Origin of the sequence: Cohnella silvisoli, from assembly GCF_021190915.1 — a bacterium.
GTDB classification, from domain to species: domain Bacteria; phylum Bacillota; class Bacilli; order Paenibacillales; family Paenibacillaceae; genus Cohnella; species Cohnella silvisoli.
In genome coordinates, this window is the sequence record NZ_JAIOAP010000026.1 from 44,752 (window position 1) to 62,146 (window position 17,395).

At 52.6% G+C, this 17,395-nt stretch carries 18 protein-coding genes and 1 riboswitch; all 18 genes read left to right on the top strand.

The annotated features are described in order from the left end of the window. Positions 1–34: 34 nt before the first annotated feature. The 18 genes from urtB (at position 35) to yabQ (ending at position 17,287) form a co-directional block, all read left to right on the top strand. Positions 35–940, top strand: a complete 906-nt coding sequence (gene urtB / locus K7P76_RS31300; protein WP_232190032.1) for an urea ABC transporter permease subunit UrtB — start codon at positions 35–37, stop codon at positions 938–940. Between the two features lie 37 nt (positions 941–977). Then, the gene (gene urtC, locus K7P76_RS31305) at positions 978–2,078 is read left to right on the top strand and encodes an urea ABC transporter permease subunit UrtC (protein ID WP_255678962.1); all 1,101 of its coding nucleotides are present in this window, start codon (positions 978–980) and stop codon (positions 2,076–2,078) included. Continuing rightward, positions 2,029–2,817: an urea ABC transporter ATP-binding protein UrtD gene (gene urtD, locus K7P76_RS31310; protein ID WP_232190034.1), complete on the top strand. Its 789-nt coding sequence runs from the start codon at positions 2,029–2,031 to the stop codon at positions 2,815–2,817. Before urtC ends, urtD begins: the two co-directional genes overlap by 50 nt. Continuing rightward, complete coding sequence (urtE, locus tag K7P76_RS31315; RefSeq protein WP_232190035.1) at positions 2,795–3,502, top strand: urea ABC transporter ATP-binding subunit UrtE; 708 nt, start codon at positions 2,795–2,797, stop codon at positions 3,500–3,502. Before urtD ends, urtE begins: the two co-directional genes overlap by 23 nt. Before the next feature lie 114 nt (positions 3,503–3,616). Continuing rightward, a riboswitch (guanidine-I (ykkC/yxkD leader) is annotated at positions 3,617–3,740 on the top strand. Positions 3,741–3,813: 73 nt separating this feature from the next. Next, on the top strand, positions 3,814–4,836 hold the full coding sequence (locus K7P76_RS31320; protein ID WP_232190036.1) for an ABC transporter substrate-binding protein: 1,023 nt from the start codon (positions 3,814–3,816) through the stop codon (positions 4,834–4,836). A gap of 6 nt (positions 4,837–4,842) precedes the next feature. Next, a complete protein-coding gene (locus K7P76_RS31325) occupies positions 4,843–5,652 on the top strand; it encodes an ABC transporter permease (protein WP_232190037.1) in 810 nt (269 codons plus the stop codon). A 25-nt stretch (positions 5,653–5,677) separates the two neighbouring features. Beyond that, complete coding sequence (locus K7P76_RS31330) at positions 5,678–6,526, top strand: ABC transporter ATP-binding protein (RefSeq protein ID WP_232190038.1); 849 nt, start codon at positions 5,678–5,680, stop codon at positions 6,524–6,526. Positions 6,527–6,865: 339 nt separating this feature from the next. Further along, on the top strand, positions 6,866–7,516 hold the full coding sequence (locus K7P76_RS31335) for an energy-coupling factor ABC transporter permease (protein ID WP_232190039.1): 651 nt from the start codon (positions 6,866–6,868) through the stop codon (positions 7,514–7,516). Then, a complete protein-coding gene (locus K7P76_RS31340) occupies positions 7,513–7,860 on the top strand; it encodes a PDGLE domain-containing protein (protein ID WP_232190040.1) in 348 nt (115 codons plus the stop codon). Before K7P76_RS31335 ends, K7P76_RS31340 begins: the two co-directional genes overlap by 4 nt. Next, positions 7,829–9,436, top strand: a complete 1,608-nt coding sequence (gene cbiQ / locus K7P76_RS31345) for a cobalt ECF transporter T component CbiQ (RefSeq protein ID WP_232190041.1) — start codon at positions 7,829–7,831, stop codon at positions 9,434–9,436. Before K7P76_RS31340 ends, cbiQ begins: the two co-directional genes overlap by 32 nt. A gap of 178 nt (positions 9,437–9,614) precedes the next feature. Then, positions 9,615–10,157 (top strand): stage V sporulation protein T, encoded by a 543-nt coding sequence (gene spoVT, locus K7P76_RS31350; protein ID WP_232190042.1) that lies wholly within the window; start codon positions 9,615–9,617, stop codon positions 10,155–10,157. A gap of 167 nt (positions 10,158–10,324) precedes the next feature. Next, on the top strand, positions 10,325–12,193 hold the full coding sequence (locus tag K7P76_RS31355; RefSeq protein WP_232190043.1) for a polysaccharide biosynthesis protein: 1,869 nt from the start codon (positions 10,325–10,327) through the stop codon (positions 12,191–12,193). 8 nt (positions 12,194–12,201) lie between these two features. After that, on the top strand, positions 12,202–13,689 hold the full coding sequence (gene yabN / locus K7P76_RS31360; protein WP_232190044.1) for a bifunctional methyltransferase/pyrophosphohydrolase YabN: 1,488 nt from the start codon (positions 12,202–12,204) through the stop codon (positions 13,687–13,689). Positions 13,690–13,877: 188 nt separating this feature from the next. Beyond that, on the top strand, positions 13,878–14,150 hold the full coding sequence (gene hbs, locus K7P76_RS31365; RefSeq protein WP_130604605.1) for a non-specific DNA-binding protein Hbs: 273 nt from the start codon (positions 13,878–13,880) through the stop codon (positions 14,148–14,150). Between the two features lie 3 nt (positions 14,151–14,153). Continuing rightward, positions 14,154–14,435, top strand: a complete 282-nt coding sequence (locus K7P76_RS31370) for an RNA-binding S4 domain-containing protein (protein WP_232190045.1) — start codon at positions 14,154–14,156, stop codon at positions 14,433–14,435. A 731-nt stretch (positions 14,436–15,166) separates the two neighbouring features. After that, entirely contained in the window at positions 15,167–16,240 is a 1,074-nt protein-coding gene (locus tag K7P76_RS31375) for a lactonase family protein (protein ID WP_232190046.1), read from the top strand. 175 nt (positions 16,241–16,415) lie between these two features. Beyond that, positions 16,416–16,697, top strand: a complete 282-nt coding sequence (yabP, locus tag K7P76_RS31380; protein WP_232190047.1) for a sporulation protein YabP — start codon at positions 16,416–16,418, stop codon at positions 16,695–16,697. After that, complete coding sequence (gene yabQ, locus K7P76_RS31385; RefSeq protein ID WP_232190048.1) at positions 16,694–17,287, top strand: spore cortex biosynthesis protein YabQ; 594 nt, start codon at positions 16,694–16,696, stop codon at positions 17,285–17,287. Before yabP ends, yabQ begins: the two co-directional genes overlap by 4 nt. The last annotated feature ends 108 nt before the right edge of the window (positions 17,288–17,395 follow it).

Here is a 17,395-nt window from a genome sequence, read left to right on the forward strand (position 1 = left end):
TATCTTTAAGGCTATAGGATCAGGGGGTAACGCAATGGAAGTATGGGTATCGCAGGTTTTTAACGGATTAAGCGTGAGTTCCATCCTGTTACTTATTGCTCTAGGCCTCGCGATTACTTTCGGCCTCATGAGAGTCATCAATATGGCGCATGGAGAATTTATCATGATCGGCGCCTACGGGGCGTATATGACGCAGCAGATTTTCAAGTCGTACCTTCCCAAAAGCCTATTCGACGCCTACTTTCCCGTGGCGATTGTTATTAGCTTCGTTATTGCGTTCGCGATAGGCTATTTGCTCGAAGTGACGCTTATCCGTTTCCTCTACGGGAGGCCGCTTGATAGTTTGCTCGCCACCTGGGGAGTCGGATTGATGCTCCAGCAGCTTGCTCGTTCCATTTTCGGAGCGCCCAACGTTGCGGTAGCGAGTCCATCGTGGCTGGATGGCGGGCTAACTTTGTTTTCGGGGACGGTGCTTCCTTATAAAAGGTTGTTTATTATCGCACTAGTCGCATCCTGTCTCTTCGCCATGTATTTGTACATTTACCGCAGCAACGCCGGGCGGCGGATGCGGGCAGTCATGCAAAATCGCGACATGGCGGCCTGCCTCGGCATCTCGACGAGACGCGTGGATGCTTTCACTTTTGCAATCGGATCCGGCATAGCCGGGATCGCGGGGTGCGCGCTTACGTTGATCGGTCCTATCGGACCTTCGATCGGCACCTACTATATCGTGGATGCCTTCATGGTAGTCGTGCTAGGCGGGGTTGGTAAGCTAGTGGGTACGGTGGCGGGAGCGCTTGGCATCGGAGTGTTCAATACGCTGTTCGAGTGGTGGACGGATGCCTCTCTTGGCAAGGTGCTCGTATTTCTATGCATCGTGGCTTTCCTGCAATGGAAGCCGATGGGGATGTTCGCGGTTCGAACCCGGTCCTTAGACTAGAAAACAGATTAACGTAAGGAAGAAGGTGATCGCGGTGCTGTCCTCAACTTTGATTCCGCGCCGTGTCTGGTTATTGATCGGCTATGCCGTCGCTGCGGCAGCTTTGTTCTCCGCGCCGCTTTATTTGAACGATTTTCGGCTGAACTTGCTTGCGAAGTGTTTAGCGTTTGCCATCGTGGCGCTTGGACTCGATCTGCTGTGGGGTTATACGGGGATTTTGAGTTTGGGGCATGGGGTGTTCTTCGGATTAGGCGCTTATGCGATGGCGATGCACTTAAAGCTGGTGTCCAGCGGCACGAGAATTCCCGATTTCATGGATTGGATGGGGCTTACCAAGCTTCCTTGGTTCTGGGAGCCTTTCAAGAGCTTTGCTTTTGCCGCTGTAATGGGAATCGCCATTCCGGCGGGTTTGGCGCTATTGCTAGGATTCTTTACTTTCCGCAACCGGATCCGCGGCGTTTATTTCACGATACTGACTCAGGCGCTGGTTATTATTACGGTAACGTTATTCGTCGGCCAGCAGGCCTATACGGGCGGAACGAACGGGCTTACGGGTTACACGAAGCTGTTCGGCTACGGTTTGAAATCTGACACCGCCAAGACGATGGTGTACCTCGCTACCGTCGTGGCCTTAATTTTTTCGTTCCTCCTATGCAGATATTTGGTCAAAAGCCGCTTCGGCAAAGTGCTTAGAGCGATAAGGGACGGGGAGAACCGCACCCGGTTTCTGGGCTACGATCCGGCTATGTACCAGGTGGCGGCTTTCGCGGTATCCGCGGGGCTTGCGGGGATCGCCGGAATGCTGTTCGTTCTGCATGTCGGCATTATTTCTCCGACAATGATGGCGATCGTACCTTCGATCGAGATGGTGCTTCTTGTTGCTATCGGGGGACGGGGGACGCTGATCGGGGCTGTTATCGGGGCCATTATTATGACGCAAGCAAAGAGCGAGCTCAGCGCGTCCTACCCGGATTTTTGGTTATTTTTCCTCGGGGCATTATTCATCGTGGTCACTGTGTTCTTACCGGGCGGAATTGTCGGTTTGGTTCGGCAATTGCGCCAAGCGCTAACAAGGAGGCGGAAAACGAATGAAATCAACCTCAATCCTATCGTGCCAGAAAGTAACGGTGTCGTTTGACGGATTTAAGGCGGTGCAGGACATGAGCTTGGAGCTTGCCGCGGGCGAGCTTCGGTTTCTCATCGGGCCGAACGGCGCCGGGAAAACCACGATGCTTGACGCGATATGCGGCAAGGTGAAGCCTGCTGCGGGTTCGGTGTCCTTCCACGGGCGGAAGGGTACGGTCGACGTAACGCGGCGCAAGGAGCATGAGATTGCCCAACTTGGCATCGGTCGTAAATTCCAGACGCCTTCGATTTTCTCCGGCTTGACGGTAGAGGAGAATCTGGAAATCGCGATGTCGCAAAACCGCGGGGTTTGGGCTACTTTGCGCGCATCTATGAATAAGACGGACCAGGAACGAATGGATGCCGAGCTTGAGCTTATTGGATTGGGAGACAAGAAACGGCTTCGCGCCGGCCTTCTGTCCCATGGGGAGAAGCAATGGCTGGAGATTGGCATGATGCTGCTTCAAGAACCGGAAATTCTGCTGCTGGACGAACCGGTAGCGGGGATGACGGACAAGGAAACCGACAAAACAGGTGAGCTTTTGCAGCAAATCGTGCTTAAACGAACGGTAGTCGTCGTAGAGCATGACATGGAGTTCGTTCGTAATTTCGCCAGCAAAGTCACGGTTATGCATGAAGGAAGGCTCCTTAAGGAAGGCTCCATGGACGAGGTGCAGAGAGACGACCGGGTAGCGGAAGTGTATTTGGGCCAAAAAAGGCGGGATTACGATGTTGTCAGTTCATCAGCTTGAAGCGGGTTATGGCGAGAGCGTCATTTTGCGAGATGTATCGCTTACGGTTGAGCCGGGTCAAGTCGTCTGTCTGATGGGGCGTAACGGCGTGGGCAAAACAACTCTGATCAAGAGCATCATGGGGCTGCTCAGGGCAAGGAAGGGCTCTGTTTTCTTCAAGGGAAAAGACGTGACGAAGCGGGCGCCGGGCGAGAGGGCCAAGAGCGGAATCGGTTATGTTCCTCAAGGGCGCGAGATTTTCTCCCAGCTGTCCGTTTACGAGAACCTGCGAATCGGGCTTGAGGCGAACCCGGATTCTACCAAGCGCAGAAGCAAAGTGATTCCCCCGGAAGCGATCGAGAAGTTCCCGATTCTTCCGACCTTCTACAAGCGTCGAGGCGGAGACTTGAGCGGCGGCCAGCAGCAGCAGCTCGCGTTCGCGAGAGCACTGATTTCGGATCCGGAATTGCTGGTGCTCGACGAACCGACGGAAGGGATACAGCCATCCATCGTGGACGATATCCAAGATGTAATCCGTTCAATTCACGATGAAGGGAAGACGGCCATCCTCTTGGTGGAACAGAGCTTGGATTTCGTGCGCAGCGTCGGAGACCGTTTCTACATTATGGAGAAAGGTTCCATCGTATGGCAGGGTGGACGAGAGGATTTGGACGATCCGGCCGTTATGAAACATTTAACAATCTAAATTGTTTTAATATTATGTAATAATATCTAACATAAAGGTTGACGATTGACGGCCGTAATTGGTAGAATGTAAACAAAATTAACAATTGAATAAAGGTTCCGCTTAACAGGGAACGCAAAAGTCGTCTAGGGTTCCGTTGGCGTAAGGTCAAGCTGGTCCGAGAGATGGCGTATGGCAATGGGGGAGTTAGCTAAGGACGACCCGCCATATCACACGGAAGGACAAAAGCCTGGGAGACCCTCTCTCTCAGGCTTTTGTTATTTTCACCGCCTTGTTTGTCTGTAAGCTAAATATAAAGGAGTGGGATCGTCATGAACCTAACTTGGAAACGTCCACGCAGCACCTTGTTCATCGCTTTGTCCATTTTGCTAGTCACGGTTTGTGTTCTATCTGCCTGCAATAAGAAAGATAGCTCGGGAAGCACAAGCGAGCCGATTTCCATCGCGCTAAGCCCTTGGCCGGGCTGGTTCTTCTGGTACCTGGTCGAAGAGAAAGGATTCTTCGAGAAACACGGCGTTAACGTAAAGCTTGAGTGGTTTCCTGTCTACAGCGACTCTTTGCAGGCGCTAGCCACGGGTAAAGTCGATGCCAACAGCCAGACGTTATCCGATACGCTGCCGGCAGCTGCCAAAGGAATTAAGCTGAAAGCCGTGCTCGTCAACGACAATTCGAATGGCGGAGACGCTATTGTCAGCAAGCCTGACATTGGAAGCGTAAAGGATTTGAAGGGCAAGACGGTTGCAACGGAGCTGGGTACCGTAGATCACTTGTTATTGCTGACCGCCTTGGAGAAAAACGGATTGGGCGAGACCGATATCAATTATGTAAATATGACGGTTAACGATGCGGGTCCTGCTTTCATCGCGGGCAATACGGATGCTTCCGTATTGTGGGAGCCGTTCCAAACGAAGGCGGTTAAAGAAGGCAAGGGCAAGGTTTTATTTTCGTCCAAGGAAACGCCTGGTCTCATTCCCGATTTGCTCGTATTCCGCCAAAGCGTCGTAGAAGATCGTGCGGATGATGTTCAGAAGATTATCGATGCCTGGTTCGACGCGCTGGAGTATTTCAAAGGCCATGAGGCTGAATCCATAGAGATTATGGCCAAGAAGGCCGAGACGACGCCTGAGGATTTCAAGCTCGGACTGGAGAGCATTAAGCTGTTCACGAAAGAAGATAACGTAAATGCATTCGGCAAACGTGAAGAGTATACCTCGTTGTCTTTCACGGGGAAGAAAACGGCTGAGTTCCTTAAGAAGCTTGATATGATCTCGGATATTCCGGATGTCGACGTTTTGCTGGAGCCTAAGTTCGTTCAAAAAGCAGCGGGGGGATGATGGCGCATGAGTAAGCCGAATCAAGCGGTGAAAAGAAAACGCCATGCCATGCAAATTTTCGAGGATATCCCGAAGCGCGGCTTTGGGATCACCGCCACCCTATCTTTTCTCGTCATGCTCGCTTTCTGGTCATTGCTCAGCTATGGGGAGCTCGTTAATCCCATTTTCCTGCCTACTCCGGATAAAGTTCTCACAAGCTTATTCGAGCAGCTAGGCACGAGCGTCTACTGGCACCATATCGGAATCAGTATTTTTCGGGTATCCGCGGGTTTCGTGCTTGCCTCCATAGTAGCGATCCCAATCGGTTTGTTAGCCGGTACTTATCGTTATGGAGAAGCGTTCGTTGAGCCGCCAATGGAATTTATCCGTTACATGCCGGCCGTCGCTTTCATCCCGCTTATTATGGTTTGGGCGGGAATCGGCGAGTGGGCCAAAATTTTGCTGATCTTCATCGGGTGTTTTTTCCAACTCGTTCTGATGGTTGCCGCGGACACGCGCTTGGTATCCAAAGACCTTGTTCAAGCTTCGTTCACCTTGGGGGCTAGCCGCTGGCAAGCGATCCAAACCGTTATTATTCCGGCCGTGCAGCCGAGATTGCTTAACACGCTTAGACTGATGCTTGGTTGGGCTTGGACTTATCTGGTCGTCGCAGAGCTCGTCGCCGTAAATAGCGGCCTCGGTTACGCCATTATGAAAGCCCAAAGATTTCTCAATACAGAGCAAATCTTCGTCGGAATTATCGTTATCGGGTTGCTTGGATTGATCAGCGATCGCATCTTTGCTTTCCTTAACCGTCGTTTGTATCCGTGGGCATAAATGGAATCATAGGGAGGCAGAAACCATGAGTAAAGCGATAGAGGTGGTGGAAAAAATGGCAGATAACGCGCAGGCGGCGATTAAGTACGACAAGGGTGCGGCTTCGGGCGGTTTAGGCTCGATTTCGATCCAAGGCATAGGCAAATCATTCGCGACGGGGAAGACGACTTTCCGGGCATTGGAAAATATCGATCTTGAAATCGGAGCCAATGAATTCGTAACGATCGTAGGCCCGTCCGGATGCGGGAAATCCACATTATTACGTATAGTAGCGGGATTGGAAGAGGCTAGCGAGGGAGACGTGGGCGTGGACGGCGATTTGGTCGTCGGACCCGGCGCGGATCGCGGCATGGTGTTTCAAGGCTATACGCTTTTCCCGTGGTTAACCGTCAGACAGAATATCGAGTATGGCCCGAAGCTTAAGGGCATTTCAATCTTGGAGCGTCGAGCCATCTCCAACCGTTATTTGCGCATCACCCGGCTGGAGTCATTCGCGAACCGATTCCCGAAGCAGCTATCGGGCGGGATGAAGCAGCGGGTGGCCATCGCAAGGGCGTTGGCTAACGGACCCAAAGTATTGCTCATGGACGAACCGTTCGGAGCGCTTGACGCGCAGACGAAGCTGGAGATGCAGGAGGCGCTTCTCGACGTATGGGAGAAGGAGAAGACGACCGTTCTATTTATTACGCATGACATCGACGAAGCGATTTTCTTGTCGCAGCGTATCGTCGTCATGGGCGCAGGCCCGGGCCGCATTCTGAAGGAATATCCCGTTACGCTGCCCGCAGAGCGCACATCCGAGGTGCGGGAGCACCCGGAGTTCCTCAAGCTGAGAAGAGAGTTAACTGCCTTATTGAAACATAAGGAAGAGTAAGAATACCTGCCATGAATGTTGACGGCTTTGACGGCGCATTGATAGAATATTAACAAAAATGGATGAGGCTTTCTCATAAATCGCATAAGTTTACCGTTCGTTTGCTGTTGTATGCCGTTATTATTAATAATAACGGTATTTTTACAGTTATAGTAATGGGAGTAAACCATTATTGTAGGAATAACAGTAATTGTCCTTTTATTTCTTTTTTGCGGTTATTTTATTCCTGACATGCTGCATCTGACTATATACTCATTTGAACGCTCGATACAAACGTGTAGTGTCGTCCTATAGACGGCTAAGCCGATTTATTTCATTGGCGGAGGGAGGAGAGATGATATGCATATTCCAGATGGCTTCTTAGACGTAAAAACATGTATAACCACGGGGATTGTCGGAGCGGGCGCGGTTGCCTACAGCCTAAGGAAAACGCGCGTATCCTTGTCCCGACGGCAGGTGCCCATGATTGCTCTGACGGGCGCGTTCATTTTTGCTGCGCAGATGCTTAATTTTCCGATTGCCGGTGCGACTTCGGGCCATTTCCTTGGCGGAGCGATGGCATCGATTTTATTCGGACCTGCGGTAGCCGTCGTCATTATGTCCGCGGTGCTCATAATTCAAGCGTTGATCTTTCAGGATGGAGGGCTTACGGTTCTCGGAGCGAACATTTTGTGTACGGGCGTAATCGGTTCATACGCAGGTTATGGCGTGTACCGCCTTGGTTTAATCATGCTGCGGGGCCGCCTGACGAAAGCAGTCACGTTCGTGGCCGCGTGGTGCTCGATCGTCTCCGCCGCCTGCGGCGTGGCTTTGCTGCTCGCTTGGTCCGGTACTTTTCCCATTGGAGTTGCGCTTCAAGCGATGGCGGGTTGGCATAGCTTGATCGGAATCGGCGAAGGTTTGCTTACCGCGCTTGCTGTCGCTTACTTGACGGAACGCAACGTGGATATGGAAGGACTGCAACCGAAACCGGAGGTGACGCCGACATGAGCAAACCTTTGACCGTAACGGGCAATAAGCGCAAGTGGATCGTCATGGCTATTATTACGTTAATTGCGGCAGGAATTATTTCCTTTTTCGCATCTTCGCACCCCGATGGATTAGAGAGAGTTGCCGCGGATCATGGATTTTTGGATGAGGCCAAGAAACCATCGTGGACCGCATGGATTTCCGGATATGAGCTTCCGGGTATTGCGATCCCTATCCTGAAGGTAGGGCTAGCGGGTATCATCGGAGTGGCTCTGTTGTTCTTGGTATTGTACGGATTGACGTCGAAGCTAACGCGCCGCGAGGAGGAAGATCATGTCGGGGAAAACGATCATCACCCTTCATGAGCGGGAAGGGATCAAACCTCTGATCAACAAACCTTCATACCGTTTGTGGACGGTTCTTGCGCTTCTTTGTACCGTTGTGGTCTTATGGCAGCCCGGCATTCTTGCCGTGTCCGCTGGGTTGTTCCTGTTCATGCTGCTGTGGTGCGGAATATCGATTCAGAATATTTTGGGCAGAATGCTGCTTTTGTTGCCTTTTGGCGCAGGGGCAGCTATTTTCATCCCTTTTCATACGCCGGGCATTCCGGTTTTTGATTTCCTAGGCTTCACGGCGACGGAGGAAGGGGTGCTGCGGGCGACTGTTATTTTGCTAAAGCTCGTCAATGCGAACCTGCTCCTGACCTATCTGCTCTCTGTTACTCCTTTGTTCGTTCTTCTTCGCAGCTTGCGTACCGTTGGGGTGCCGGCTATTTTGCTGGAACTCATGATGTTGATGCTCAGATACTTTTTTCTGCTCAAGGACGAAGCGGTCAGCATGTCCAAGGCGCAGCGGTCTCGGGGGATGAGGTTTGCCGGTTGGTCATGGAACGTAAGAACGTACCGGCGCTTCGGTGAATTGATTGGGGTGTTATTTCTCAGAGCTTACCAGCGAAGCCAACGAATCTATATCGCGATGTCGGCAAGAGGCGGATTGGAAGGGGAGATGCCGGTTATGCAAAAAAATCAGATGGAGTCGCGAGTTAATAAAGTTTTAAGGGAATCGGGTGATGCCCCATTGGCCATTGAGGTTCGGGAAGTAACCTATACCTATGGGAATATTAAAGCGCTGAACGGGGTATCCTTCGACATCCCCGTCGGTACCAAGGTTGCGTTAATGGGTCCTAACGGCGCGGGCAAATCGACGCTTATTTCTTTGTTGAACGGGCTGGAGCTTTCCCAGAAGGGCGAAGTCCGTTTATTCGGAGAGGAAGTGAAGCGGGATAATGGACACCAATTGCGCCGGAGAGTCGGAGTCGTCTATCAAGATCCCGATGATCAAATTTTTTCCATGTCGGTCGAAGAAGATGTGGCGTTCGGACCCCGAAACCTCGGATTGAACGAGGAGGAGGTCCTGGAGCGGGTCGAGCAGGCGCTTATTAGCGTCGGAATGAAGGAGATGAGCAAACGGTCTCCCTTCGAGCTCAGTTACGGACAGAAGCGCCGAGTTGCTATAGCGGGTGTGCTGGCGATGAGGCCGGAACTGATCATTCTTGACGAGCCTATGTCGTTCCTTGACCCGAAAGGCCGCGATGAGCTGCAAGCTTTGCTGGAAAACATGCATCGGATGGGACTGACCATTGTGGTCGCCACGCACGACGTCGATTTTGCGGCTGAATGGGCTGACCATGTCCTGCTGCTTAAAGAGGGTAAGCTAATCGCGTCGGGAACCGTCGATTTATTATACGAGGACGAACTGCTGGAGCGGGCGTCGCTTCATCTGCCTCGGCTGGCCCGGCCGTTCCGCTTGCTGCAAGGAGCCGGAGATCAGCGCCCGCGCACGGTAAAGCAAGCGGCGCAGATGATCTGGAAGCTAATGATGAAGAGTACGGGTCCCGCTGCGGAACCGGGTAAATTAACGGAGAAAGCCAAACCCCTTTAAATGGATGTTTCCTCCAGTGCAGGGTGAACGCATAAGAAAATGGGAGAGGTTGAATACTACATTCACGATTCAATGTCACCTTTTTCCGTTTGTGCTAGTGTTCGTCATAAAGGCCGGCAAGTCATTCGCGCCGGTAGCGCAGAGTGAATACACCAATGAAAGTGGGGCAACACGAGCTATGAAAGCAACCGGGATTGTACGCCGTATTGATGACCTCGGACGGGTCGTCATTCCGAAAGAAATTCGCCGCACGTTACGTATCCGGGAAGGGGATCCGCTCGAAATTTTCGTGGACCGGGATGGCGAAGTCATTCTCAAAAAATATTCCCCAATCGGTGAACTGGGCGACTTCGCCAAGGAATATGCGGAATCTTTGTCTGAGAGCACGGGACACATTGCCATGATTTCCGATCGGGACACCTTTATTGCCGTGGCGGGTGCTTCCAAGAAGGAGTACCTCGACAAAGCGATCGGAAACCTGCTCGAGAGCTGTATGGAGAACAGGAAAATCATTATGGAGAATTCGCCTGGCAGTTATGAAATATTGCGCGATATTACCGAAACGATAAGTTCCTTCGTTGCCGCGCCGATCGTTGCGGGCGGCGACCCTATCGGAACCGTCGTATTGCTCAGCAAGGACGAACAGGTAAACATGGCGGATATGGAAAGCAAGATGGTAGAGACGGCAGCTGGTTTTCTCGCTAAGCAAATGGAGCAGTAGGCTAATCGGCCGTGCGGAAAAGTTTCCCGAGCAGAAGCGATATCTGTTCATCGGGAAGCTTTTTTGCTTTACGGCTTTCGTTTATAATCTAAACCATAAGCCATGAAGCGGGAGATTGCGGAAGCCGGAGATTTGGTTGTTCGATAGGGAATGGGGAATGCGGCGGAATGCGAGTGGAATATGAGACCGAGAATTTAGGTAAAAAGGCGCTTTGGCAAGGAGCGGCATTGCTTGGCGGAGCGGCTTTGCTATCTAAGCTGATCGGAACGCTGCAGAAAATACCGTTGCAAAACATGGCCGGAGATGAAGTGTTCGGCTTGTACAGCGCGGTGTACGCTTTGGCGGTGATGTGGATGACGTTGGCTTCGGCCGGGATTCCCGTAGCTGTAAGCGTACTCGTAGCGGAAAGGACAGCGCACGGCGACGAGCAGGGAGCGCAGCGGGTTCTTCGGTGGTCGCTGGGGCTGCTCGGAATAAGTGGGCTTTTTATGTTCTGTTTACTGTGGTTGGGAGCGGATAGGTTTGCTTCTTGGATGGGGTTAGAGTCGGCTGCTCCGGCTATTAGAATGTCGTCTCTGGCTCTGTTATTCGCGCCTGCGACAGCGGTTCTTAGAGGTTATCGTCAGGGCCGGATGCAGATGATTCGACCTGCAGTATCGCAGCTTAGCGAACAAACCGCCCGTGTCGCATTTATGCTCGCAGCCCTGATTTGGGCAATCCACGCTTCCTGGTCGCCTTCTTCCACGGCAGCGGCCGTTCATGGAGGTCTGGCAACCGGAGCTGTTGCCGGGCTGATCGCGATGCTATGGCATACGGGCAGCAACCGGAACAAGCCGTTTGTGATCCGCTCGACAGGCGCGAGGAAGAGTTTCGAAGCTTCCGGGGGTTCAGGGGAATCAGGAGTTTCAGGGGAATCAGGAGTTTCAGGGGCATCGGGGGCATCAGGAGCATCAGGAGCATCAGGAGCATCAGGAGCATCAGGAGCATCAGGAGCATCAGGAGCATCAGGAGCATCAGGGGTTTCAGGGGCATCGGGGGCTTCGATACGTTTGGTTAAAATGCCGGAATCTCGGCGGGCTTTGCTTAAGCGGATTGCTGCGGTAGCTATTCCCGTCGCGATTGCCTCCATTGTCGCTCCCTTGTTCGGGTTGATCGATGCATTCTCAATTCCGCGGTTGCTGCAACAGAAGGATATAGAAGCGGCTTGGTCCATGGCGCAGTTCGGCGTTTACAATCGCGGAGTCGCCCTGCTGCAGCTTGTCATTATGGGAGCTGCGGGCGCGGCGTCGGCGATCGTTCCGGCGCTGACGGCAGCGAGGGCTCGCGGCGATGATGCGGAGTATACGGCGCGCGCGCTCTTTGCTTTGCGCCTCGCCTGGTGGATTGGCGGGGCGTCCGCGGTAGGATTGGCGGTACTTGCGTCGCCGATCAATAAAGCTTTGTTTGCCGACGGCAGCGGCACCGCCGCGATGGCGATCGTCGCTTTTGCCGCCGTAGGCGGCACGCTTCAAGCGGTGAGCGCGGCGCTTTTGCAGGGCATGGGCGATCTGCGGTCGCCCGCCGTCAACCTGGCCGCAGCCGCGCTGCTTAAGCTCACGCTCAACGCGGTGCTGGTGCCCGCGTACGGCATACGCGGCGCAGCCGCCGCGATGGCGCTGGCATTCGCCACCGCCGCAGTGCTGAACGCGCTGTCCTTGCGTCAGCGTGTTCTACTGCCCGCCCCGCGCCTAGCCGTCGCGTGGCGCTCGACCGCTGCGCTGGCGGCTATGGCCGCCGCGGCCGCGGCCAGTGCGCTCGGGCTCGGCGCGCTAACCGCCGCCTTGCCCGCGCGCGCTGCGGCCCTCCTCGTCGCCCTGCCGGGCGTCTTCGTCGGGGCCGCCGTCTTCGCCGCGGCGCTCGTCGCCCTGGGCGCCGTCGCTCCGCAGCAATGGCGCGAGCTGCCGGGTCTTCCCGGCAGCCGCATAGAAACCTGGCTTCTCCGTCTTCACAGTCTCGCTATACGCAATAATAAACCCTCGCAATCGCGGGAAGGATGATCCTTACAATGCCACCCTCAATTACAGTCGTCGGACTTGGCTCCGGCGGAGAAGATCAACTAACTCTTTGCATGCTCAAGGTTCTGGAGCAATCGCCCCGTCGTTATGCGCGGACGGCCGACCACCCGGCGATTGCCGACCTCAAGCTGCGCAATATCTCGTTCGAAACTTTCGATCATCTGTACGAACGTCTAGACTCCTTCGAAGCTGTCTATGAAGCTATAACGCTCGAATTGCTGAATATGGCGAAACAAAATATGAACGAAAACATCATCTACACGGTGCCCGGTCACCCGATGGTCGCAGAGCGGACCGTGCAATTGCTTCGGCAGCGCGCATCCGAGGAAGGGATCACCTTAACCGTGCTTGGCGGCGAGAGCTTCCTCGACCAGGCTTTTACGCGGCTGGGCTTCGATCCGATTGAAGGTTTTCAGCTTCTAGATGCCGCGGATCTTACTCGAGAGCACCTGCGGCCACGTTTACATACGGTTATTGGACAAGTGTATGATGCTTTTACCGCCTCCGAGGTTAAATTAACGCTCATGAACGTCTACCCGGACGATCACCTAGTCACCGTAGGACAAGCGCTTGGCGTGGCCGGGCAGGAAAATATCCAACAAATACCGCTCCATGAGCTAGATCGCTTGGAGACTTACGGAAACTTAATGCTCGTTTATATTCCCGCCAATGCGGATGATCGGCTGCGCCGCCGTTCTTTCGAGCGGCTGCACGAAATCGTCTCGATTCTCCGCAGCCCGGAAGGCTGTCCATGGGACCGCGAGCAGACGCATCAATCCATCCGCCGGAACTTCATCGAGGAAACGTTCGAGGCCATCGAAGCGCTTGATCTGGACGATCCGGACGGCATGAAGGAAGAGTTCGGCGACGTCATCCTGCAAGTGCTGCTGCATAGCCAGATGGAGGAAGAGACCGGAACGTTCGACGTTTACGACGTCTTGGCAGAGCTTAACGACAAGCTGATTTTTAGGCATCCGCACGTATTCGGCGGCGAGAATGCCCAAGATGCCGAGGAAGCGCTGCAAAATTGGGAGCAGATGAAGGCCGAGGAGAAAAAACGCAAAGGAATTCCAGAGCGCCAATCGATTCTTGACGGGATTCCCAAAGATTTGCCCGCTCTCCCGCGTGCCCATAAACAGCAGAAAAGAGCGTCCGGAGTCGGTTTCGATTGGCCTGACTTAGGCGGTGTTTTCGATAAAATCGAAGAGGAACTGCAAGAGCTTCGCCATGCTGCCGAACAGGAGTCCCGGGAACGCCAACAGGACGAATTGGGAGACTTATTGTTCGCCGTCGTCAACGCTTCCCGGTTTCTCAAAGCCGACCCCGAGGAGGCGCTTGCGGGTACGAATCGCAAGTTCGCGGCACGTTTTAAGTACATCGAGGAGCAGCTACGTATAAGCGGGCGTACTTTTGAGCAGACTGATTTGCCAGAGATGGAAACTTGGTGGCAGGAAGCAAAAACACGACTTTTACCTTAAAAAAACCTAAAATTCGCCGAATTTCCCGTACTTTCTACCTATTTCGAGAAATTTTTTTGAAAATTGGCAGGATTTTTTTAACAAGGGGCAGAATAGTATCCTTCGTGCATTAAACAAACCAACGTTTCAAGCGGCTCAAGAGCTTGCAGGAACGAAATTAGGTACAATCATAGGAGGAATTCCGTAACATGAACAAAACTGACTTGATCAACAACATCGCAGACAAAAGCGGCTTGACTAAGAAAGACGTTGAATCCGTATTGAATGGCTTCCTGGGCGAAGTAACAGACGCTCTGGCTAACGGCGACAAAGTGCAACTTATCGGCTTTGGCACGTTCGAAACTCGCAGCCGCTCCGGCCGCGTAGGCCGCAACCCGCAAACGGGTAACTCCATCACGATCCCAGCTTCCAAAGTACCTGCTTTCAAAGCTGGCAACAAACTGAAAGACGCCGTTAAGTAATTAATGCGTCTGGATAAGTTTCTGAAGGTGTCGCGGCTCATTAAGCGCCGCACCGTCGCGAAGGACGTGTCCGATCAAGGACGCGTCCTTCTCAACGGTAAAGAGGCAAAGCCGAGTACCGTCGTCAAAATCGGCGATGTGCTGGACATTCAATTCGGACAGCGTACGTTAACCGTACAGGTAGAGCGGTTGACCGAATCCAACCGTAAAGAGGATATCGCGGGGCTGTACACCGTGCTTAAGGAAGAAGCCCGTAAACGCGAGGAAGATCCTAATGGTCTTTAAGCCATCACTCTGATTTACAACTTAGCATAGAACACGTAAAGCTCTGCCATTCGGCGGGCTTTTTTGTTTGCGGAGGATTTTCCTTGAAAAAAGAGGATGGTGCATTGTCTGTAGCCAATTTACCAGCAGTTCCTCGAACGCACAAATCACTCAGAACACCAATAGGTTCATAATCTGAACTTACAGCGTCGCACGGAGCACCAAACCATCAATAGGTTCAGAAACTGAACTTACCGCGTCGCACAGAGCACCAAAACTACCAATAGGTTCATAATCTGAACTTACTGCGTCGCACGGAGCACCAAAACCATCAATAGGCTCAGAATCTGAACTTACCGCGTCTCCCTGAGCATCGATTGCATTTGCACTATAACGTTGGACGATGAAACTTTCGCAGCAGTACTTTGTACAGCTACAGAAGCGTTGATCGCCAGAAATGGTGCATAGCCGTACATATTACAGCTATTGTGACGTTGGTTGCTGGAAATGGAGAAATAGCAGTACTTGTTACAGTTACAGAGACGTCAGAAATGGAGAAATAGCAGTACTTGTTACAGTTACAGAGACGTCAGAAATGGAGTAATAGCGGTACTTTTTGCAGTTGCAACTCTCCCACTCCGTCTCCCTCCATCTCTCTCCATCTCTCTCTCAACTCGCCACTCCGTCCCTTTTTCGTATACAATATAAAACAACGAAAATCATCCGCCAATAATGGCGTAGGAGGAATAAATATGACCGCTCCGGCATGGGAAATATGGGTAGGCGCTTATTGCGCCAAAGGGGAGGTAGGCCTTACTCGGCTTGAATTTCTCCCTAATACGGGAGAACTCATTAAAACAGCCGAATACGGAGGAATCGAGAACGCGTCTTTTCTCAAGATGAATCGAGAAGGAACTCGGCTATACGCGGTAAGCGAGACAGCTACATACGATGAAGGCCAAGAGGAAGGCGGACAATTGGCCTCATTCCCGATAGATCCCGATACCCGTAAGCTCGGACCCGGCCAATTTCACCCGACCCATGGCGCCCACCCTTGCCATCTATCGCTTACTCCTAGTGAAGATTGGCTGGCCGTCGCGAATTATAGCGGGGCGTCCGTTATGATGTATCCGATTGGACCGGATACTCGTCCCGGCCCTCCGGCGATCCGGTTTCGCCATACAGGTTCCGGACCGAACGCGGATCGCCAGGAGGCGCCGCATCCTCATTCCGTCTTTTTCAGCCCGGACGGACAATTTCTGTTCGTTCCTGATCTCGGGATGGACAAGATCATTATTTATACCCGCGGTCCTGAAGCACACGAATGGTCCGCTCATGATGCGGTCTCGCTTGAACCTGGTGCGGGTCCGCGCCATTTCGCCTTTCATCCGAATGGCAAAGCAGCATACGCGGTGAATGAGCTAGATTCTACGGTTACGCGGTTCTCGTATGAAGCGCCGGGCAAGCTTGTGCGTTTAGGCTCCATCTCTACGCTCCCGGCTTCCTATTCGGACGAGAGCTGGTGTGCGGAAATCCTCGTATCGCCGGACGGCCGTTTCGTGTACGCGTCCAATCGCGGGCATGACAGCATTGCCGTTTTCCGAATAGACGAACAATCGGGAGAGCTTCATGCCTCCGGCCATGTCTCTACGAGAGGGAAAACGCCGCGTAATTTCGCCTTGACCCCGGACGGACAATGGCTGATAGCGGCTAATCAGGAATCGAATTCTATCGTTCTATTCCGAATCGACCCTGACTCCGGATTGCCTATTTATGCGGGAACGGAGCTTCCGGTAATCAAGCCCGTGTGCGTCCTTATACGCTGAAGCCCTAAGAGGTTTTCCACTGGTCCTAATACGCTGAAATCCCTAAGAGGTTTTCCCGCATGTACTCACTCGTTGATAATCCTTAAAGTTCTTCTCACGCGCCCTACTCCCTAAAGTTCTATTCCGTCCCTTTTGCCCATAGGCTAGTCTTAAAGGTAAGGAGGGACGTGCCGTCATGGAACACGCAAAGGGTGCCAAACATCAGGAGATCCGGATGCTCAATCGCAAATCGCTCGATATTTCCGGTGTCAGCAATGTGGAGAGCTTCGATAACGAGGAATTTCTGCTGGAAACCGAATGCGGATTTTTGACCGTTCGGGGGCAAAACCTGCATATGAAAAATCTGAGCTTGGACCAGGGGCTCGTCTCTATCGAAGGGGCAATCCACTCCCTTATCTATTTGGACGGCAACGCCGGCAGCAAGTCGAAGGGCTTGTTCGGGAAGTTGTTCAAGTGAACGCGGCCGCACAATGGATGACGATCGCCTCCATGATGCTGTGCGGATTATCGATGGGGCTCGTTTTTGACGTCTATCGTGTCGCTTCGCATCGGTTCCATGTCGCGCGTTGGCTGCTTCCTGCGCTTGATGTCGTTTATTGGGCTGCGGCAACTCTAGGGGTATTCAGTATTTTGCTCGGGAGCAATCAAGGCGAAGTACGGATGTATGTTTTTCTCGGGCTCGGGATAGGCGTAACAGGCTACTTCGGTTTGTTCAGCAATTGGGTGGTCAAGCTATCGGGCAAAATATTCGATATTCTTAAAGCAATGTTTAACTTTCTATGGAAGCTGGTTAATACGATAGTATTGACTCCGTTTCTGTGGGTTGTCCGTTTGCTGGCCAAGCTGCTTGATATCCTATTTATCATTACGGCAGCGCTGGTGCTATGGATCGGAAAGCTTTTGTTTAAGCCGTTTTCAGCGCTCGGCCGACGGTTGTGGCCTAAGCTCCTGCCGATAAGGCGGAAAATCGAACCTGTTGCGAAAGCCTACATACGTCTACGAGAAAAGGCGAGGCAAATACGGGATTTGTTTAAAAGAAAACCGTAGCAACGTTTCGACATCGTTTTTATTCGAAATGCTTCGTAAGAAGGATATTTTCAAATGTCCAAATTATGCTATAATAATCGCGTCCCTCCGTTTAAATAGGGCAGATTG